Origin of the sequence: Nocardioides humilatus (assembly GCF_008373755.1) — a bacterium.
GTDB classification, from domain to species: domain Bacteria; phylum Actinomycetota; class Actinomycetes; order Propionibacteriales; family Nocardioidaceae; genus Nocardioides; species Nocardioides humilatus.
Genome location: NZ_VUJV01000001.1, coordinates 371899 through 391397 on the forward strand (window position 1 = coordinate 371899; position 19499 = coordinate 391397).

Here is a 19499-nt window from a genome sequence, read left to right on the forward strand (position 1 = left end):
CGCACCGTGGCCAAGACCACCAAGTCCGAGAAGTCGGAACGCCAGAAGGTCATCGAGGACATCCGGCGCAAGCAGAAGAGTGCCGACAAGCGCCAAGGGCGCATCATCCTCGGTGTCTGCCTCACGATCGCTGCCGCGATCGTGATCGCCGCGGCCTACAACCCGGTCCGCACCTGGATCGAGCAGCGCAAGTACAACGGCGAGGCGCTCTCCAGCATCGGCGGACCTGCGTCGTCGTGCGGTGAGACCATCACCAAGGACGCCACCGGCAGCGGCGATCACCGCGCGACCGGCGAGCAGATCACCTACGACGACGCTCCCCCGGCCTTCGGCCCCCACTGGAACGAGGGCGGCGTCGCCCCGGTCCCGATGGAGGACCGGTTCTACACCAAGGACTCGCGGCCGGAGCTCGAGGCGCTGGTGCACAACCTCGAGCACGGCTTCACGATCCTCTGGTACGACGAGACCGCCGCCGACGACTCCACGATGCTCGGCGAGATCAAGGCGATCGCCAAGAAGCTCAGCGTCAGCGACACCAACAACCGGCTCGCGTTCAAGGCCGTTCCGTGGACCAAGGACGACGGCAAGGCCTTCCCGAAGGGCCAGCACATCGCCTTCACCCACTGGGACGCCGACAAGGACGACACGACCAAGTCCGAGGGCGTGTGGCAGTACTGCTCCGAGCCCAGCGGTGCGGCGCTCGAGACCTTCATGAAGGAACACCCCTACTACGCCTCGCCCGAGCCGATCGGCGGCTACGCGGGCAAGCAGTAGCCGGCGGGATCAGGTCAGCTCAGCCCGACCCTGGTCCTTCAGCTCGGCGACGATGGCCTTCACGTCCTGCGCGCGCTCGCGCGTGGTGACGAGGAGGCCGTCCGGCGTGTCCACGACGACGACGTCGTCGAGGCCGATGACCGCGACCACGCGACCCGAGGCCGGCACGACCAGGCCGGTGGACTGCTGGGTGAGGACCAGGCTGGGGTCGCCGAGGACGCTGCACTTCTCGGCATCGCCGAGGAGGGTGGCCAGGGAGTCGAAGTCGCCCACGTCGTCCCAGCCGAAGCTGCCCGGCACGGTGGCGACGCGACCGTCGGCGGCGGCCGGCTCGGCCACGGCGTGGTCGATCGCGATCTTCGGCAGGCCGGGCCAGAGCTCGTCGAGCCGGTCAGGTGCAGCGGCGATGGCGCGCAGCGTCGACGCGAACGCCGGGCTCTCCCGGGCCAGCAGGTCGAGCAGCACGCCGGGGCGGCAGACGAACATGCCGGCGTTCCAGCGGTAGGCCCCGGTGGCGAGGTAGTCCTCAGCCACGCTGACCGACGGCTTCTCGACGAACGCAGCGACGACCCGCGCGCGCTCGTGGCCGGGAAGCGCGTCGCCCTGACGGATGTAGCCGAAGGCGGAGCTCGGGAAGGTCGGCTCGATGCCGATGGTGACCAGCCAGTCCTCACGGGCCGCAGCCACCGCCTCGGCGACGGTGCGGTGGAAGGACGCCGGGTCGGAGATCACGTGGTCGGCGGCGAAGGAGCCCATCACGAGGTCCTCGCCCGTCTCCTCCGCGCGCCGCTCGAGCACCGCCGCGGCCAGACCGATCGCCGCCATCGAGTCGCGCGGCGAGGGCTCGGCGATGACGCCGTCGGGGCCGAGCGCGGTGAGCTGCTCGCGCACCGCCTCCTCGTGCACCCGACCCGTGACGACGACGAAGCGGTTACCGACCATGGGGTGCAGCCGGTCGTAGGTCTGCTCGAGGAGGGTGCGTCCCTGACCGGTGAGGTCGTGGAGGAATTTCGGGGACGACGATCGCGACAGCGGCCAGAGTCGGGTCCCGGCGCCACCGGCCGGCACCACTGCCCAGAATCCGTCGATCGAGCCGTCAACCACGTCTAACCCCCAAGTGTTCGGTGTCGCAAGCCCGGCAAGAGTAGACCGTCCTCGGCCGCGCCCTATCCTCGGCACAGTGACCACCTTCGCCGCCGTACTGACCGATCGACTGCGGCGCGATCCCGGTCGTCCCCTGGTGACGTTCTACGACGACCACACCGGCGAGCGGGTCGAGTTGTCCGTGACGACCTACGCCAACTGGGTGGCCAAGGCCGGCTCGCTGCTCGTCGACGAGCTCGGCCTCGAACGTGGCGACTCGCTGCGCGTCGACCTCCCGCCGCACTGGCTGACGCCGGTCTTCTGGGGCGCGGCCTGGAGCGCGGGGCTCGTGATCTCCGACGACGATGCGCCCGACGCGATCGTGTGTGGACCCGACCAGCTCGACCGGTGGGCACCGGAGGCCGCCGACCGGATCGTCCTGGCGTGCTCATTGCGTCCCCTCGGCGTCCGGTTCTCCGACCCCGTGCCACCCGACGTCCACGACGTCGGCATCGAGATCTGGTCCCAGCCCGACGCCTTCACACCGTGGGACCCGCCCGAAGGCAGCGACGTGGCCGCACGACTCGCTGGCGGCGATCTGACCCAGCAGGAGATGTGGGAGGCGGCCACCATCGGGACTCTCGTCTCCGACGGCGGCCGCCTCCTGGTCGCCGCGAGCCCGGCTTCCCCACCGGGACTCGCGACCTTCAGCGAACCGCTCAAGAAGGGCGGCTCACTCGTCCTGGTCACCCGGGCCGATCAACAGCGGCTCGAGGCGATCACCATCGCCGAGCACACCACTGACCGCTTCCCCGCCTAGGCTCCAGGTCTCCCTCCGGTCTTCAGCTGTCTCCTAGTAGCTGGCGGACATCAGCCCGCGAGGTCGTACTCCGTCGTGGTCCCGCTGATGGCGACCGGCGTCTGGAAGCCGCTCGCGGTGCCCGGGATCACCCACAACTGACCGCTGCTGGAGGTCCGGGCGATCAGGTCGCTGTGACCGGTGAGATCGACATCGCTCACGCCGAGCAGCCAGTCGTAGCCGCTCACCGGGATCGACAGGGCCTTCTGCGACGTGAAGCCGCCGGGGCCGTTGCCGTAGTAGAGCGTGAGGGCCGTCCGGGTGCGGACCAGGCTGTCGGGTGCGCCGTCGGCGTCCCAGAGGCCGATCGGGATCTGCTTGCGTCCGGTGATCGGTGAGTACGCCGTGTAGGACTTCTTGAGCCCGGCTGCGCCGGCACCCGGGTAGATCTGCATGGATCCGCGGGCCGGCTGACCCATCAGGTCGGGCTGGCCGTCGCCGGTGAAGTCGCCGACGGCGGCGAGCTTCGACACGCTGCCGAAGCCGGTGCCGAGCTGGGTCGGCTCGGCGAACTTCGCCTTGCCGAGACCGCGGTAGAGCGAGAGCACGCCGTCCTGCTTGACGATCAGGTCGCCGTAGCCGTCGCTGTCCCAGTCGCCCGCCTTCAGGATCAGGCTGGCGTCGGGCAGCGTCAGGTTGGTCGCGACCTTCTTGCCGAGCCGGTAGGCGCCGTCGTCCGGCACGACCTGCCGGATGAAGACCACGCCGTCCGTGGCCCGCCGCAGCACCAGGTCGGGGCGCGAGCTGCCGATCAGGCTGGACTCGAGCTGACGTCCACCCCAGCCCTGCTGCGTCGCCGCCGCAAGCTCGCGGATCCGGGGGATCCGGTTGTAGAGGTACTGGCCCGGGCAAGCGGTCGAGTCGGCGTCGCGGTGGCCGTTGATCGCCTGGAAGTTGCGCGAGGTGACGTACTGCTTCGTCGAGGATGCGTCCACGCCGTGGAGGCCGAGCTTCCACGCGAACAGCGCACCGTAGGCCTGGATCGTCGCCCGGGACGGACGCGCGGTCTCGTAGTTGCCGATCGCCGATGCGGCGAACGCGTTGTCGTTGTAGCCCAGCGTGTGGGCGCCGACGACGGGGCGGTCGACACCGCCGTAGCGGCCTTCCCAGATCCGACCGAAGCGGTCGACGAGGAAGTTGTAGCCGATGTCGCTCCAGCCACGGGACTGCACGTGGTAGGCGTAGATGCCCCGGAGGATCGAGGGCACCTGGTCGCGCGTGTAGTCGTTGGCGTTGACCGTGTGGTGCACGAAGCCGGCGTGCACCTCGTAGTAGTGCAACGAAGGGGCGTCGCGCAGGCTCTCGTCGGCACCCCACTGGGCGCGGGAGAAGATCTTCGGCTTCGGCGCGGCCATCGACGACTGCAGCGTGAGGTCACCCTCGCTGCTCGGCGTCGTGGACTCGCGCGATCCGCCATCGAGGGTCGCGGTGTCGATCGCGGGCTTCTGACGGGCGGTGGACGTCTCGTGACCCGGGTCGATGACTGCGAGCTTCATGTCGGCCGGCGCCGAGGCGTCCGCGTCGATGCGCACCTGCACGCGGTTGACGTTGCCGACCAGCAGGGGGTCGGTGCCCGGGCGGGCGTGGCGTCCCTCGCGGCTGTCGGGGTCGGGGGCGTGGTCGTCGTGGTAGGGCACGGTCGTCCACTTCGACCAGCGGCCATGGGCGTAGGTCCGCGCCTGCACGGCAAGCGCGCGGTCCGAGACCGTCAGTCCGTGTCCCCAGGTGACGCCCACGGCGCCGTAGCCCTTGACCGGGACGACGTCGCTGGTCACCTTCTGCCCACCCTGAGGCGTACGGCGACTGCTGGCCCGCAGCATGCCCGGCGCCAGCCGCGCACCCTCGGGGGCGGTCAGGCTGTACTCCTTCACCTGCGGGTCGACCGGAGCGGTCGCGACCCGGCTCGGGACCGTCGCGGAGCGCAGGTAGACACTGCTCGAACGAGCGTCGCTCGCGGGACCGGCCGGACGAACGTCCATCGTGATGGTGCGCGCAGCCGGCGTCAGCGCGGCCAGGACGAGACCGAACGCCAGCAGCTGCTGGCACGCGGAGACGTACCGGTTGCGCCGGTGCGGGTTGGGGCTCGCAAGCATGGTGATTCTGCTCCAGTCGTGTGCGGGGAAGGTGTCACACGAGTAGCAACTTTCACATGAGTCACAGGCTCGGAAAAGAGTTTCTGAGTAACTACAAACATGTAATTACCAGCCGACACGCCGACGATTTTCAGAATTGTCAAGTCCGCGATCGGTGGCAGGAAAAAGACACGAGCCGACCGGGACCTAGGTCCTGGCCGGCTCGGAACGACTCAAATGTCGTCGCCGGTGTCGAAGTCACCGTCGTCGTCGCCGAGGTCCTCGCCGTACTCTTCCTCGTCGTCGTTGTCGTAGTGGAGGAAGCGGATGCCCTCCTCGACATCGCCGTCGAAGGCGAGGCGCCCGTGCTCGAGCACGATCACGCGGGTGCACATCTTGCGGACCTGGCCGGTCGCGTGGCTGACGTAGAAGATCGTGCGGCCGCTGTCGCGGATCTCGCGCATCTTCGCCAGGCACTTGCGCTTGAAGGGCTTGTCCCCCACCGCGAGAGCCTCGTCGGCGAGGAAGATGTCGGACTCGACGTGGACCGCGATCGAGAAGCCGAGCCGGGCGTTCTGGCCCGAGGAGTAGTGACCCACCTGCGTGTCGAGCCGGTTGCCCAGGTCGGCGAAGTCGACGATCTCGTCGAACTTGCGGTTGGTCTCCTTCTCGCTCATGCCCAGGATCGCGGCGTTGAGGTAGAGGTTCTCGCGGCCGGTGAGCTGCGGGTGGAAACCGGCGCCGGTCGCGATCAGACCGGCGATCCGGCCGCGGGTCAGCACGGAGCCCTCGTCGGGCTTCATGACGCCGCTGATCACCTTCAGCAGGGTGCTCTTGCCGGAGCCGTTGAGGCCCATCAGGCCGATCGACTCCCCCTGCTCGACGGAGAAGGACACGTCGTCGACGGCACGGAAGGTCTTGCTGGTCTCCTGGCCGCGCGCCTTCGCCACCGACATCTGCTTGATGGTGCGGTGGTAGCGCAGCGTGAACGTCTTCGTGACGTTCTCCAGGACGATCGAGTCGCTCATCAGGTCACAGCCGTTCGGGGATCTTGCTCTCGAGCTTGCTGAAGACCAGCTGCCCGATGATCAGCATGACGAAGCCGATGCCCATCATGCCGATGCCCCAGATCAGCAGGTCGGGGGGCAGGTGCTTGGCCTCGGTCGCCTTGAGGTCGTCGGTCGTGCCGACCCAGAAGGCGCGCTGGACCAGCAGCACGCAGTCGGCGAGCGGGTTCCAGAGGTAGTACTGCGCCGCCTCGCCGAAGCGGGTGTGCACGATGCTGTAGGGGTAGATCATCGGCACGCTGAAGCGGATGAACATGTGCAGGATGTTGACCACGTTGCCGAAGTCGCGGAAGTAGACGTTGGCCGCGCTGAAGAGCAGCGCCCCCGCCGTGCCGAGAAGCATCGCGATCAAGAAGCCCAGCACCAGGGCCAGCATGCCGACCGGGTCGGGCGTCCAGCCGAGGTAGAGGCAGCCCGCGATGAGGATGACCATCTGCGGGACGACGTGGAAGAGCGAGACCAGCATCGAGGCGACCGGGAACATCTCGCGCGGCAGCGCCAGCTTCGCGACGAGCGACTTGTTGCGCACGATCGAGCGGGTGCCCGCCGCGAACGTCTCGGTGAAGAAGTGCACGACGACCAGGCCGCAGAAGATGTGGATGCCGAAGTTCTCGACCTCCTTGTGGAGGCCCAGGATCGTGCCGAGCACGAACCAGTAGATGAAGAACTGGCAGGCGGGGCCGATGTAGGACCACAGCAGCCCGAGGAACGAGCTCTGGTAGCGCGCGCTGACCTCGCGCTTGACGAGCAGCTTGAGCAGGTAGCGCTTCTGGAAGACCGCGAGCATGCCGTTGTTGGCGCTGGGCGGCGTCAGCGGCACGTCCTCGATGCGTGCGGCGTGCTCGGCCGCGGCGACCGCGACCAGCTCCTGCCGCTCGCGCTGGCGCACGGCCTGCCGGCGACGACGCTCGCGACGCCGGTCCTCCTGCGGCAGGTCGGAGAGAGGTACGTCGGCCAGCGAGTCGTCCTCCAGGTCGACCTCGGCCGCAGGCTCCTCGGCGGGCTCAGGCTCTTCGACCGGCTGGATCGCGACTTCGTCGGGCTGGACCGCGACTTCGTCGGACTGGACTGCGACTTCGTCGGGCTGGACCGCGACTTCGTCGGGCTGGACCGCGACTTCGTCGGGGGGCACGTCGATGCCGAGCGCCCGGTCGTAGTCGCGGCGCAGCTTGTCCTCGCGCTTGACCTCCTTGCGCGCCTGACGCCGCTCGCGGCGGGTCGACGGCTCGGCGGGAGGCAAGGCCTCCGGCCCCGGCGTCAGCGTCGGCGGGGGGTCGGTGACGGGAGCAGGCCAGCCCTGCTCAGCCTCGACGGGCGGAGCCAGGCTCTCCTCTACCTGCGGCGCGAGCTGGTCGGGCCGGACACGCCGGCTCCGATCCCCCGCGTGCTTGCCTGCCGCTCGACGCCGAGCGCCGAATCTCATTCGTCGTCGATGCCTTCGAAGGTCTGCTTCCAGCGCTCCGGCGAGGTGAGCTCGGGCAGGGCGGTCCGCCAACGCTCGGCCAGCTCGTCCCACTCGCGGTAGAGCTTGGCGTGCATCTTGAGCGAGCGGGACATCTGGTCGCGGAACTGCGCGGGGTCACGCCGGTACCACGAAGCCGCGACACCGTCGGCCGACGAGACGATCGCCGAGTCGAAGTGCGCCAGCCGGTACCAGCGCTGGTCGACGTGGGGCATGATCCCCTCGGGGTGCTCCTGGGAGAGCTCCCGCGTCGGGAACGCCTGGCGCAGCAGACCGGTCGCGGCCATCTTGGCCTTGCCGACGGTCGTCGACGGGACCGGGATGCCCTTGCCCCGCTTCTCGAGCTTCTTGCGGCGCGGCGCAGGGAAGGCGTCGAGCTCGGGCTTGGACTGGCCGTCGTCGTAGCCGTCACGCAGCGCGCGCACCTCGCCGAGGCGGTGGAGGATGTCGTGGTGCATGCGGTCCGGGCCGTCCAGCACGTCCTGCAGCGCGAGCAGGATCGTCTCGCCGGTGCCGTACTGCATCGACATCAAGCGCTTGGTGTGGTTTTCGAGGCTCTCCCGGACGAGCTTGCCGCCGTGCGGGTAGGGCGAGTGCAGCAGCGCCGACACGAGTCGGTTGCGCTCGTGGAAGTAGGCCTGCCAGTCGAGCGTGTCGTCCTTCTCGGTCCACGGCACGTGCCAGACGGCGACACCCGGCAGGGTCACGGTCGGGTAGCCCGCGGCTCCCGCGCGAAGACCGAACTCGGCGTCGTCCCACTTGATGAACATCGGGAGCGACAGGCCGATCTCGCGGATGACCTGGGTGGGGATGAGGCACATCCACCAGCCGTTGTAGTCGACGTCGATGCGGCGGTGCATCCAGGAGGTCGCGCGCAGCGACTTCTTGGCGAAGTCGTGGCCGTGGACGCTCGGGGCGACCGGGCCCCAGAACCAGCGGTACTTCGCGATCGACTCACCGTAGGCGTGCATGACCGAGCGGTCGTAGAGGCTGAACATCTGGCCACCGACCAGCGACGGGGTCTTGACCAGGTCGGCGAAGGCGACGGCGCGCAACATGCCCTCGAGCTCGCAGACGACGTCGTCGTCGAGGAGCAGGACGTAGTCGGAGGCGCCCATCGAGGTGGCCTCGTTCATCGCCCGCGAGAAGCCGCCGGAGCCACCCAGGTTGGGCTGCTCGATCACGCGGAGCTTGCTGCCGAGGCCGGCCGCGGCCGACGCGTAGCCCGGGTCGTCGACGATCTTGTTGGTGCCCTGGTCGACCACGACGATCTCGTCGATGATGTCGAGCACGGCCGGGTTGGACGCCAGGTTGACCAGCTGCGGCACGCAGAAGTCGGGCCGGTTGAAGGTCGTGATGCCGATGGTGATGCGGCCCGAACGGACCTTCTCGGTCTCGAAGCCCCAGTGCGCGTCCTCGAGCACCAGCTCGCTCACCCCGCCCTCGAGGTCGAACCAGTACCACCCACCGTCGATGAACGGCTTGAGCGGCAGCTCGAAGGTGACGGTCTCGCCGGCCTCGTTGTCGAGCCGGTAGGAGTCGGCACGGACGACGTGGCCCTTGGCGGTCGACCGGTAGACGATGACCGACCCGTGGCCGCGCAGCCGCACGGTCAGGCGAACCGAGGAGAACTCGGTCCACCGACGCCAGTAGCTGGCGGGGAACGCGTTGAAGTAGGTGCCGAGCGTGACCCGGCGGTGCGGGTCGACCGCCACACCGGCGGCGTCGGTGATCCGGCCGAAGCCGGACATGCCGGCGCCCTCCGACTCGTCCTCGTCGTCGTCAGTCTCTTCCTCGACGCTGTCGAAGTCGCCGCCGGACTGGCGCGACATCGAGTCGCCGCCGGAGAAGCTGGTGATGCCGCTGACGTAGAGCGACTGGACGTCGAGCTCCTGGTCGTTGGGGAGGACGAGCCGCTGAACGACCCGGAAGCCCTCGTCGACGTTCGACGCGGGCAGGGTGGCAGTAGCGGCTTCGCTCACGTGTGCTGGTTTCCTTCGACTAGCAGGCAGGACGGGGATCAAGGTATCAGCGCAGCCCTGGTGAACCGGGAATCCGCTGCGGCGCACCGGGCGTGCCTAATACGTCACATTCCTTGCACAGTGCATGGCTGTGGGCAGGCCGACAAGCCCTCCGAAGAGCCCTGATCCCGGCTGCTAATGTCCGCCGCATGTCCCCCCGCTGGCTGGACCGCGATCGGCGTGACCGGCCCGCTCCGATCTACCTCCACATCGGCGGCCCCAGCACCGGGACGACCTACCTCCAACGGCTGATGGCCGCCAACGGCGAGGTCTTGGAGAAGTCCGGCGTGCTGCTGCCCGGCCGCAGCTGGCGCGACGTCGTGCTCGCCACGCACGACGTGCTGAGCGCGACGGTGAAGACCGACCTGACCGAGGCGGCCGGTGGCCGCTGGGAGCGACTTGCCGAGGAGATGGTCGCGCACCGCGGTCGGGCCACGGTGCTCTCGATGGAGTTCCTCTGCTGGGCCAAGCCCGCGGTGGCCGAGCGGATCCTGGCGTCGCTGGAGGGCGCCGAGGTCCACGTCGTCCTCACCGTGCGCGACACCGCTGCGGTGCTGCGGTCCCAGTGGCAGACCAACTGCCGCAACGGCGCGGAGGTCCCCCTGCGGAGGCTGATCTGGGGCCTTCGACAGGCGGTCGAGAAGGACGGCGCACCGTCGACGCGACCCGAGCGGATGATCGACCGCGCCATGGGTGTCCCCCGGATGATCGAGACGTGGGTCCCGCTCGTCGGGGCCGAACGCTTCCACGTCGTCACCGTGCCGCTCCAGAGCGATGATCCCGACCTGCTCTGGAAGCGCTTCGCGGGCGTTGTCGGCATCAACCCCGCCAAGTGCAAGGAGCGCGCGGTCGAGAGCAACGCCTCCCTCGGGCTGCCCTCGAGCGAGCTGATGCGTCTGCTCAACCTGGAGCTCGGCCCGGTCACCCGCAGCGACTACCTGCGCACGATGAAGTCGTTGCTCGCTCGCGACATTCTCGGTGAGCGTGCCGACCAGGAGCGCAAGGTCACGCTCAACCGCCCCGGCCGCAACCTTTCCGCGCGCTGGAACGGCCGACTCCGCGACGCGATCGAGACCAGCGGCGTCGACCTGGTCGGCAGCCTCGACGACCTGCCCGTGACCCGGACGCCCAAGACCATCTCCAGCGAGCTCGACAACCCGAGCGACGAGGAGCTCCTCCTCGCCGCCGCGTGGGCGCGTCGCGGCCTCGACGAGGCGATCGTCGACCTCCAGGGGCGCGTCACGGCATTCCGCGAGGAGCACGGCTACGGAGAAACTCCCCTCAGTGAGCTCCGCGCGGCCAACAGCGACGATCCCGACGATGGCGACGACGGGCACGACGGGCAGGACGACGGACCCGACGACGATCCCGACGACGACGGCCTGGTCGGCCACTCGCTCCTGGAGCGGCAGCTGAAGGAGCGCACGCCCGAGGTGCGCCTCGCGCTCACGGACGTGATCGACCGCGTGCGCGTGGCGATGCCCCTGGGCGCCGAGCTGGCCGCGCTGCGCGCGGTCGCCGCTAGCGCGCCGGCCGACCCAACCGACTGACGAACGCCGCGACCTGCTCGCGCACCTGCGCCTCGTCGAGCGCCAGGTGCTCGAGGATCGTGTAGCGGTCCGGGCGCGTCGCGGGAGCAGCGAGTACGGCGGCCACGAACTGCTCGTCGGTCAGGCCGATCTGGTCGGGGGCGACGGCGAGGCCGTGCCGGTTCAGGCAGGCAGCGATCTGCTCGAACCGTGCGTCGGCGCCGCGGAGGTGCGTTGCGAACAGGGCACCGATGCCGGCCAGCTCGCCGTGGTTGGAGACACCCGGGTAGAGCTGGTCGATCGCGTGGATGATCTCGTGGCACGCACCGCTGCACGGTCGCGACGTGCCGGCGACCGACATCGCCATGCCGGACAGCACCAGGGCCTCGGCCAGAGCGATCAGGAAGTCGTCGTCGGCGATCGAGTCGGTGCGGTGGAGCACGGCCTCGGCCGCGGTGCGGGCGAAGGCGAGCGCGAGACCGTCGACGGTCTCCCCTCGCTCGCGCTCGGCGAGGAGCCAGTCCTCGATCGCCGAGAGGTTGCTGACGGCGTCACCGATGCCGCCGAGCACCATCGCCGGCGGCGCGTCGCGCACGTAGTCGAGGTCGACCACCACGGCCAGGGGCAGGGCGACGCCGTAGGAGCCCTTGCCGTGGGCGTGCTCGAGCGAGGCGACCGGCGAGCAGATGCCGTCGTGGGCCAGGTTGGTCGCGACGGCGACCATCGGCAACGCCGCGCGGGTGGCGGCGTACTTGGCCACGTCGATCGTCTTGCCGCCACCGATGGCCACCACCGCGTCGTAGCCCTGCTGGCCGAGCGCCTCCTGCAGCGCGCCGGCGGAGGCGAGGTTGGCCTCCCAGACGTCGAACATCGTCGCGTTGGGGAGGGAGGGCTTGATCCGCTCCCAGATCTCCTGCCCGTGACCGGTGCCGACGGCGACCATCACGGTGCCACCGCTGGTGATGGCTCGCTCGTGCAGCAGCTGCGCGAGGTTGGCGACCGCGCCCGCGCGGATGTCGAGGTGCAGCGGGCTGGCCAGCATCCGCGCTAGTAGCGGCATGCGATCTCCCTGGCCTTGGCCAGGTCCTCGTGGTTGTCGACCTCGACCCAGGCGGTGCCCGAGGGCAGCGGCGCGATGTCGATGCGCAGGCCGCGGTCGACCATCTCCTGGTAGCCGTCCTCGTAGTAGAGGTCGGGGTTGCGCTCGAACGTCGTCTGGAGCGCGTCCTTGAGGTGGGGAATGGCGGCGGGCTCGAGGAGGGTCGCGCCGATGTACTCGCCGTAGGCGGTCGCGGGATCCATCAGCTTGGTGATCCGGGTGAGGGCCAGGTCGTCGGACACCTGGATCTTCATCTCCTCGTCGGCGAGCTTCTTCTCGGCGTCGATCGCGAGGAGGACATCGGGCCCACGGTGCTTGAGGAGGGTCTCCTCGACCGAGACGGGGTGCACCGTGTCGCCGTTGACCATCAGCACGCCATCGACCATGTGGTCGCACGCGAGCCACATCGAGTAGGCGTTGTTCCAGATCTCGGCCTTGTCGTTGTAGACGAGCGTGATGTCGACGCCGTAGCGCTTCTCGAGGGCGGCCTTGCGCTCCTCCACTGCTCCGGCGGCATAGCCGACCACGATCACGACGTCGCGCAGATCGACCTCCGCCAGGTTGGCGAGGGCGATGTCGAGGATCGTCCCGTGCTCGTCGGCCTCGCGGACAGGCACCAGGGCCTTCGGCAGCGTGTCCGTGTAAGGCCGCAGCCGTCGGCCGGCTCCTGCCGCCAACACCATCCCGATCACAGGCGATCCCTTCGATTGCGCGAGTCCCCGCGCCTGCGAGGACAACGCGCAAGGCTATCGTGACCCGCATGAACGACCGACTCCGCGAGGCCGGACGCAAGCTCGGCAAGGTGACGCCCGGGACGACGCGACAAGAGGTCGAGTCCCTCCGCGACCGCGTCGCCGAGCTCGAGGACGAGGTCCAGGAGGCCCGCCGGCTCAACCGACGGGTGGCCGAGCTGCTCGACATCGTCGAGGAGCTGCTCGTGCCGCTGACCCTGCGCGACGAGGAGAAGGTCAAGGCCTTCCTCGACGCCCACTCGCTGGCACCGTGACCGGCACTGTGACTGGCACGGGGAGCACGCACTGATGGCCAAGACCGTCTACCTGCACATCGGCCTGCCCAAGACGGGCACGACCTTCTTGCAGACCACCATGTGGGAGAACCGGAAGGCGCTGCGCAAGCAGCGGTTCCTCTACCCCGGCGCCAGCCGGATGGACCACTACCACGCCTCGCAGGAGGTGCGCGGGGCATCGCCCGCCAAGATGGGCCGCAACGCCGGTGTCTGGCAGCGGCTGGTCGACAAGCTCGCAGCGTGGGACGGCGACGGCCTGATCTCCCACGAGTTCATGAGCATGGCGACGGCCGCGCAGGCCAAGGCAGCCGTCGCAGCACTCGCCCCCGCCGAGGTGCAGCTGATCGTCACCGTTCGTTCCTACGTGCTGCAGTTCCCGGCCGTGTGGCAAGAAGCGCTGAAGATGAACTCCGACCTCGGGTTCGACGAGTTCATGGACCGTGCGCTTGAGGGCAAGAAGCTCCGCGGCGGCTGGAGCTGGCAGTCGCAGGACATCCCCAAGGTCCTCGGCAACTGGGCGGAGGCGGTGCCGGCCGACCGGATCACCGTCGTGACCGTGCCGCCACCCGGCGCCCCCCGCGGTCTGCTGTGGGACCGGTGGACGCAGGCGATCGGCATCGACGACTCCGCGTTCGACCTCGACGTCAGCTACGCCAACGAGTCGCTCGGCGCCGCCCAGGCCGCCCTCCTCCAGCGCGTCAAGCCCTACCTCTCCGGGCCGCTCGACGCGGGCACGGTGCGCCACCGCTGGGTGCGCAAGTACTTCGGCCACGAGGTGCTGGTGCCCCAACGCGGCGAGCGCTTCGGTCCGCGACCCCACCACGTCGCCGAGCTGGCCACGCGGTCAGCCACGGCCTCTGAGTGGATCGCCGAGCAGGGCTACTCGGTCGTGGGCGACCTCGACGACCTGTTGTCGACCGCCACCCCCGACGGCACCCACCCCGGCGACGTGCCCGACAGCGAGATCGTCGAGGTGGCGGCCCGCGCCATCGAGCAGATGATCCGCGACGTCCGCGACCTCACCACCGAGCGCGACAAGCTCCAGGCCGAGCTGCGACGCAAGACCCGGCACCAACCGGTCGGCGGCGCCAAGGCGGCCGCCGGCCGCATCCGGCGGGCGATCGGCAAGTGAGCGACCAGAACCCCGACGCCGAGCCGACGGGTCAGACAGAGGACCTCGGCGCGCTGCGCGTGCGCGACAACCGCCTCGTCCTGCCCGCCGATCTCGACCCCGAGTCGACCTACGACGTGCTCCTCAACGACCGGCACGTGTGGTCGGTCCAGCCGCAGAACGACACCACTGCCGGCCGCGGCGGCCTGGTCGCCAAGTGGCCGGCCTCGCTCCACCGCTACCTGTCGGGCCACGCCGACGTCGTGATCCGCGAGCACGTCGGTGGCACCGTGGTCGCGCGCGCCCACCACGTCTTCCAGGGGGCTGACGACCAACAGGTCGATGTCGTCGACCGCTCAGGCAACCCGTTGATCATCGACAAGTACGGCAAGCTGATCCGGCCGCTGTCGGCCGAGGGCACCGACACGCTCAGCGAGCTGATGGACCAGGTCGAGGACCTCATCACCTGCATGCGCGAGAAGGCAGGGGTCCCGACCTTCATCGCCTACGGCACGCTGCTGGGCGCCGTACGCAACGGCCAGCTGATCGGCCACGACAACGACCTCGACATCGCCTACCTCAGCGACCACGCCTACCCGGTCGACGTGCTCCGCGAGGCCTACCGCATCGAGCGGGTGCTCCTCGCCGAGGGATGGTCCGTACGACGCGGCTCGGGCGCCCGGATGAACGTCCGGATGCGGCTCTCCGACGACTCGGTCCGCTTCGTCGACGTGTTCACGGCCCACTGGGTCGAGGGTGTCCTCTACATCCCGCAGGACACCGGCTTCCGCCTCGAGCGGGAGACCATCGTCCCGCTCACCACCGTCGAACTGCTCGGCCGCCAGGTGCCGGCTCCGGCCGACTACGAGACCCTGCTCGCCGCGACCTACGGCAAGGGGTGGGCCACGCCCGACCCGTCCTTCAAGTACGAGACCCCGCGCTGGCTGTCGCGGCGCATCGGCGGCTGGTTCGGCGGCCTGCGCACCCACCGCAAGCAATGGGACACCTTCTACGCCGCCCACCGCTCGGCGCTGCCGACCAAGCCGTCGCCGTTCGCCCGGTGGGTGCGGGAGCACTACCCGAGCGACCGCCCGATGGTCGACATCGGCGCCGGCAACGCGCGTGACGCCCGCTGGTTCGCCCGTACGACGGGCCGGCCCGTCACCGCGATCGACTACACCATCGGCGCGATGCTGCGCGCCCAGCGGCGGGTGTCCGACTCGGTGCCGCTCTCGTTCGAGGTCCTCAACCTCTACGACGCACGCGAGGCACTAGGACTCGGAGTGCGACTGAGCCGTCTCGAGACGCCCGCCGACGTCTACGCCCGCTTCCTCCTCCATGCGCTGGAGGACGTCGGCCGCGAGAACTTCTGGCGGGTCGCGTCGATGGCGCTGCGCGCCGGCGGACACCTCTTCCTGGAGTTCCGCACGACCGAGGACCGCAAGCGGCCGCACGTCTTCCAGCAGGTCGGCCGGCGCTACCTCGACCCGGCGACCGTGGTCGCCGAGATCGAAGCCGCCGGTGGCCGGGTGCTCCACCAGGAGTCCGGCACCGGGCTGGCGCCGTTCAAGACCGAGGATCCGCACGTGTGCCGGATCGTCGCGACCTGGTCGTAGCCCCCGCAGCAGCTAGCGGCGGCCGAACGCTCCGCGGGACCGCGGCGGCGCGGCGACCGGCGCCACCGGCTCGCGGACCGGCTGCGGCGCCTTCTTGCGGGGGTAGATCGCCTCGGCCTCGTCGAGCTTGGCCCGCTGCAACCGACCGGCCTTGATGCGGAACTCGGGGTCCGCGGCGGGCTCGGGCAGCGCCGTCGTGCCGACCGGCGCGATCGCGAAGCCGGTGCCGAGGTCGGCCATCGACTGGTGCTTCGTGCGGTAGTAGTCGTCGTCGATCTCGATCGCCACGCCCTCGGCGCCGACGGCGGCAGCCAGCTGATGGAAGTGGAAGCGGGTCGTGATCCAGGTCTGTCCCGGCTGACCGGGGAAGCCTTCGTGCCAGAGCTGCACGAAGGACATGAAGTTCTCCTCCGGGATCAGGTCGGCGAGGAGGTCGTAGGCCTTGCGGTCGCGGTCGCGACCGGGGATCGACTCGAGGTAGCGGATCGTGCGGCCCTCGAAACGGCCGCTCTCGATCATCGCGCGGACGGCGGCAACGATCGCCGCGAAGTTCTCGGGCGTGGAGAGGTCGCTCTGGATGCTGATCCACACGTCGCCGGGCTTGCCGGTGGGATCGGGGCGGGCGCCGAAGCCCGGCAGCGAGGAGAGGTTGAGGAAGGCGTCCTCGAGGCCCAGGTCGACGCCGGCGATCTCGGCGCTGGCGGCGTCGCGGACCGACACGTGGTCGCAGGCTCCGAGGTCGTCGCGGATGCGCTCGGGGTCGATCACCGGCACCAGGCCGAGGCCGGTCGCGACGAAGCGGGCCTCGCTCAGCTCGGCGAGCCGGCGCGCCGCACGCACCAGGCGACCGTGGTGGAGCCAGTTGGCGGTGATGTGGCCGCCACCGATCAGGTGGACCGTCGTCGCTCGGCGCGCCTCGAGCAGGCCGTAGTCGAAGAGGGGGCTGCCGAGGTCACGCAGCACGCCGTCGACGATCCGGTCACCCTCCTCGGGGTCGGCGTCGATCGTCAGCCAGCTCACCCGCCACAGCATGTTGGTGAACTTCACCCTCGGGTGCAGTCCCTCGAAGAGGAACGCCGCGAGTCCCGGTTCGGGACAGTCGAGGACGACGTCGGTCTCTGGCTGCCGCTCCGCGAGGAACCGTAGCCAGGACGCGGCGATGAACTCGTCCCCGAAGTTGGGGTGTCCTGCCGTCGAGACCAGATGGATGGTGGGCTGCTTCTCGTTCACGCTCCCGTGTGACACGCCCGAAAACCTAGCAGGGGTCAGCAGACCAGCTCGCCGCGGACGTAGCAGCCTTTCCCGGTCACCTTGAAGTCGACGATCAGCGGGCGGTGGTCGGAGTTGAGACCGGTCACGACGCGCTGCCCGGTCGCGATGACGCGACGGGTCGGCTTGTAAAGGACGTAGTCGATCAGACGCTTGTCGAATCCGCTCGGCAGCACGTGGGTGCCGGTCGCGGGCTCACCGAGCTTGTAGTAGCTCGCGCGCATCGCCTGGCTGCCCATCGCGGCGAACGGGAAGATCGGGTCCTGGACGACCTTGTCGTTGCGGTAGTTGACGTTGAAGTCACCCGTCACGAAGACCAGGCCGCCACCCTCCTCGTTGCGGACCTTGTCGACGACGGCCTGGAGGTTGGCCATGTGCAGCGCGTAGAGGCGGGTGCGTCGACGGTTGGCGTTGCGGCCGCCGTCGGGCGCCTGCACGGTCGGCACGAAGTGCGTGTTGAGGATCCAGATCGTGCGACCGGTGAGGTTGTCGAGCAGGCGGACCCGGACGACGTACTTCGCGTGCATCGTCGACGGTCCGGCGCCGCGGGCGCCGACGAAGGTCTCCGGGGCGACCTCGAGCCAGTCGCGGCCGAGGAAGGTGAACTTGTCCGAGCGCCACAGGATCGGCTGACCGCCCTGCACGGCCGGCACCGGGATCCAGCCGTCCCACGTGCACGTCTCGCAGTCGAGGAGCCGCTTGCGGACCTTCTCGCGGCGCTCCCAGCTCGACATCTCCTGCAGGGCCACGATGTCAGGCCCCTGCGCGATCAGGTTCTTCACGTCGTTGAAGCCTTGGCGGGTCGACGACATCGCCGCGGTGTTGAACGTCGCGATCCGCACCGTGTCGGCGACGGGCACCGGGTCTGTCTCCGCTGCCACGGGGGTCGGCGCGGCGCCGGCCGTCGGACCCATCCCGAGAGCGAGGGCGCCGACCAGCGCGAGGACCCCACAGCGTGCCAGGTGCTGACGTCGGAGATTCCGCACGGAGATTTCCTCCCGATCGGCGTGTCGCAACCGGATCTGCGACGACTTGTGTGCCAGGGTGTGAGTTTCACATCAGTTACTTGCATCACGCAAGCCCCTTGGCGTCCCAGTAGTCCCTTTGGTGTCGCCTCATGGCCTGTTCAGGCCATCTCTCGTGGGCCGATCGAGCCCGTTGACACCACCGTCTCCGCCCCGGACGATCGCAACACGGCGTGCGTGGGGCGCGCCGGGCGAGGGTGAATGCACACGGCACCCGGGGAGACGCCGCCGAACTGGATCGGAGCCCAGCGATGCAGCGTTTCCTCGACCGAGCAGCACGCCGTACCACCACCGTCGCAGCCGCCGCGGCGCTCGCCTGCGGGGCTCTCGCGATGGTCGCGCCACCGGCCTCGGCCGCCACCCCGGCCATCAGCGCGATCCCCTTCGCTCTGCACACCGCCGAGGGGAACACCGGGCAGGAGGCCTACGGGCTCTACATCTACCGCACCGGCGACACGTCGGGCGTCTCCAAGGTCACGGTCGCGACGGTCGACGGCACCGCGACGGCCCCGACCGACTACACGGCCAAGGCAGCGACGGTCGTGACCTTCCGGCCCGGCGAGAACGGCAAATATCTCAACGTCACCATCAAGGGCGACCAGGTGATCGAGCCGGACGAGTCCTTCTACTTCCAGCTCTCCTCGCCCGTGAACGCGACCATCGACGACGGTACGGGCGAGGTCGTGATCGACAACGACGACTCCAACGATCCCCCGGCGTTCGTCGTCGACGGGCCGGCGACCCTCGAGGGCGACACCACCCACAACCTCACGTTCGCGATCCACCGCACCGGCAGCTCGATCGGCACCGTGTCGGTGAAGGTCGCCACTCGCGACGGCACCGCCGTCGCTCCTGGCGACTACAAGAAGAAGGCACTCAGCGTCGTGCGCTTCACCAACGGACAGAACCTCAAGAACGTCCTCATCAGCATCAAGGGCGATCTGGTGCCCGAGGGCAACGAGATCTTCTACCTCGACCTGAGCAGTCCGGTCGGTGCAGCCCTGCCCGACCCGACCGCGACCGCAAACGTCTTCAACGACGACTCCTCGGCACCGACAGCGATCGAGATCTACGGCTCCCCCCAGCCCGAGGGCGACAGCTTCTCGCACAAGGTGGACCTCTACGTCTATCGGTCAGGGAACCTCCAGGGCACCACGACCGCGCACTACGCGACCGCCGACGGCACCGCGACCGCACCGAGCGACTACGCGGCGAAGACCGGCACCGTCACCTTCCGCCCGGGTGTCACCTACGCGATCATCCAGATCACGGTCAAGGGCGGCACCGAGCCCGAGCCGGACGAGCAGTTCACGGTCTCCTTCACCGACGTGACCGGAGCAAATGTCTACGTCGGCACCGGGACCGTCACGATCACCAACGACGACTGAGACGTACGAGACACGTGCCGCCGGTCACTCTCCGTTGACCGGCGGTACGGGCGGGCGAACCATCAGCCGCAGGCGCGCAACGCGGCGTGCCACCTCA

The 19499-nt window shown here is 69.4% G+C and carries 16 protein-coding genes; 7 read left to right on the forward strand and 9 right to left on the reverse strand.

Features of this window, described 5'->3' with window-relative positions; genetic code table 11:
• The first annotated feature begins 6 nt into the window (after positions 1-6).
• Positions 7-774, forward strand: a complete 768-nt coding sequence (locus F0U44_RS01670; protein ID WP_188113372.1) for a DUF3105 domain-containing protein — start codon at positions 7-9, stop codon at positions 772-774.
• A 9-nt stretch (positions 775-783) separates the two neighbouring features.
• Here F0U44_RS01670 and F0U44_RS01675 read toward each other — a convergent pair whose 3' ends face one another.
• On the reverse strand, positions 784-1878 hold the full coding sequence (locus F0U44_RS01675) for a mannose-1-phosphate guanylyltransferase (RefSeq protein WP_149726523.1): 1095 nt from the start codon (positions 1876-1878) through the stop codon (positions 784-786).
• A 76-nt stretch (positions 1879-1954) separates the two neighbouring features.
• Here F0U44_RS01675 and F0U44_RS01680 point away from each other — a divergent pair, with 76 nt between their 5' ends.
• Complete coding sequence (locus F0U44_RS01680) at positions 1955-2677, forward strand: TIGR03089 family protein (RefSeq protein WP_149726524.1); 723 nt, start codon at positions 1955-1957, stop codon at positions 2675-2677.
• A gap of 50 nt (positions 2678-2727) precedes the next feature.
• Here the strand turns inward: F0U44_RS01680 and F0U44_RS22850 are convergent, their stop codons facing one another.
• The 4 genes from F0U44_RS22850 to F0U44_RS01700 form a co-directional block, all read right to left on the reverse strand.
• On the reverse strand, positions 2728-4809 hold the full coding sequence (locus F0U44_RS22850; RefSeq protein WP_188113267.1) for an FG-GAP-like repeat-containing protein: 2082 nt from the start codon (positions 4807-4809) through the stop codon (positions 2728-2730).
• A gap of 212 nt (positions 4810-5021) precedes the next feature.
• Entirely contained in the window at positions 5022-5816 is a 795-nt protein-coding gene (locus F0U44_RS01690) for an ABC transporter ATP-binding protein (RefSeq protein ID WP_149726525.1), read from the reverse strand.
• Between the two features lie 4 nt (positions 5817-5820).
• Complete coding sequence (locus F0U44_RS23465) at positions 5821-7278, reverse strand: ABC transporter permease (RefSeq protein ID WP_246160229.1); 1458 nt, start codon at positions 7276-7278, stop codon at positions 5821-5823.
• The gene (locus F0U44_RS01700) at positions 7275-9299 is read right to left on the reverse strand and encodes a glycosyltransferase (RefSeq protein ID WP_223163547.1); all 2025 of its coding nucleotides are present in this window, start codon (positions 9297-9299) and stop codon (positions 7275-7277) included. The genes F0U44_RS23465 and F0U44_RS01700 overlap by 4 nt, the downstream gene beginning before the upstream one ends.
• A 188-nt stretch (positions 9300-9487) precedes the next feature.
• Between F0U44_RS01700 and F0U44_RS01705 the strand changes: the two genes are divergently transcribed.
• Entirely contained in the window at positions 9488-10888 is a 1401-nt protein-coding gene (locus F0U44_RS01705; protein WP_149726526.1) for a hypothetical protein, read from the forward strand.
• On the opposite strand, the gene F0U44_RS01710 is transcribed toward F0U44_RS01705, so the two are convergent.
• Entirely contained in the window at positions 10860-11927 is a 1068-nt protein-coding gene (locus tag F0U44_RS01710) for an iron-containing alcohol dehydrogenase family protein (protein WP_149726527.1), read from the reverse strand. The two genes, F0U44_RS01705 and F0U44_RS01710, sit on opposite strands and share 29 nt — an antisense overlap.
• On the reverse strand, positions 11915-12649 hold the full coding sequence (locus tag F0U44_RS01715) for a phosphocholine cytidylyltransferase family protein (protein WP_246160334.1): 735 nt from the start codon (positions 12647-12649) through the stop codon (positions 11915-11917). The genes F0U44_RS01710 and F0U44_RS01715 overlap by 13 nt, the downstream gene beginning before the upstream one ends.
• A 77-nt stretch (positions 12650-12726) precedes the next feature.
• Between F0U44_RS01715 and F0U44_RS01720 the strand changes: the two genes are divergently transcribed.
• From F0U44_RS01720 to F0U44_RS01730, 3 genes are read left to right on the forward strand one after another with little or no spacing between them, the layout of a single operon-like run.
• On the forward strand, positions 12727-12972 hold the full coding sequence (locus F0U44_RS01720) for a DUF6752 domain-containing protein (RefSeq protein ID WP_246160231.1): 246 nt from the start codon (positions 12727-12729) through the stop codon (positions 12970-12972).
• 34 nt (positions 12973-13006) lie between these two features.
• A complete protein-coding gene (locus F0U44_RS01725; RefSeq protein ID WP_149726529.1) occupies positions 13007-14125 on the forward strand; it encodes a hypothetical protein in 1119 nt (372 codons plus the stop codon).
• Positions 14122-15720 carry a class I SAM-dependent methyltransferase gene (locus F0U44_RS01730; RefSeq protein ID WP_149726530.1) on the forward strand — a complete coding sequence of 533 codons (1599 nt, stop codon included), beginning with the start codon at positions 14122-14124 and terminating at the stop codon, positions 15718-15720. The genes F0U44_RS01725 and F0U44_RS01730 overlap by 4 nt, the downstream gene beginning before the upstream one ends.
• Before the next feature lie 12 nt (positions 15721-15732).
• Here F0U44_RS01730 and F0U44_RS01735 read toward each other — a convergent pair whose 3' ends face one another.
• Both F0U44_RS01735 and F0U44_RS01740 read right to left on the reverse strand, forming a co-directional pair.
• Positions 15733-16965, reverse strand: a complete 1233-nt coding sequence (locus F0U44_RS01735) for a polysaccharide pyruvyl transferase family protein (protein ID WP_188113268.1) — start codon at positions 16963-16965, stop codon at positions 15733-15735.
• A gap of 20 nt (positions 16966-16985) precedes the next feature.
• On the reverse strand, positions 16986-17975 hold the full coding sequence (locus F0U44_RS01740) for an endonuclease/exonuclease/phosphatase family protein (protein ID WP_149726532.1): 990 nt from the start codon (positions 17973-17975) through the stop codon (positions 16986-16988).
• A 290-nt stretch (positions 17976-18265) separates the two neighbouring features.
• On the opposite strand from F0U44_RS01740, the gene F0U44_RS01745 reads away from it, so the two are divergent.
• Positions 18266-19402 carry a Calx-beta domain-containing protein gene (locus F0U44_RS01745; RefSeq protein WP_149726533.1) on the forward strand — a complete coding sequence of 379 codons (1137 nt, stop codon included), beginning with the start codon at positions 18266-18268 and terminating at the stop codon, positions 19400-19402.
• Positions 19403-19499 lie beyond the last annotated feature (97 nt).

Excerpts from the sequence above, each read along its gene's own strand:
- F0U44_RS23465 (WP_246160229.1), bottom strand. The coding sequence starts at position 7,278 with ATGAGATTCGGCGCTCGGCGTCGAGCGGCAGGCAAGCACGCGGGGGAT.
- F0U44_RS01705 (WP_149726526.1), top strand. The coding sequence starts at position 9,488 with ATGTCCCCCCGCTGGCTGGACCGCGATCGGCGTGACCGGCCCGCTCCG.
- F0U44_RS01725 (WP_149726529.1), top strand. The coding sequence starts at position 13,007 with ATGGCCAAGACCGTCTACCTGCACATCGGCCTGCCCAAGACGGGCACG.
- F0U44_RS01720 (WP_246160231.1), top strand. The coding sequence starts at position 12,727 with ATGAACGACCGACTCCGCGAGGCCGGACGCAAGCTCGGCAAGGTGACG.
- F0U44_RS22850 (WP_188113267.1), bottom strand. The coding sequence starts at position 4,809 with ATGCTTGCGAGCCCCAACCCGCACCGGCGCAACCGGTACGTCTCCGCG.
- F0U44_RS01745 (WP_149726533.1), top strand. The coding sequence starts at position 18,266 with ATGCAGCGTTTCCTCGACCGAGCAGCACGCCGTACCACCACCGTCGCA.
- F0U44_RS01715 (WP_246160334.1), bottom strand. The coding sequence starts at position 12,649 with ATGGTGTTGGCGGCAGGAGCCGGCCGACGGCTGCGGCCTTACACGGAC.
- F0U44_RS01710 (WP_149726527.1), bottom strand. The coding sequence starts at position 11,927 with ATGCCGCTACTAGCGCGGATGCTGGCCAGCCCGCTGCACCTCGACATC.
- F0U44_RS01690 (WP_149726525.1), bottom strand. The coding sequence starts at position 5,816 with ATGAGCGACTCGATCGTCCTGGAGAACGTCACGAAGACGTTCACGCTG.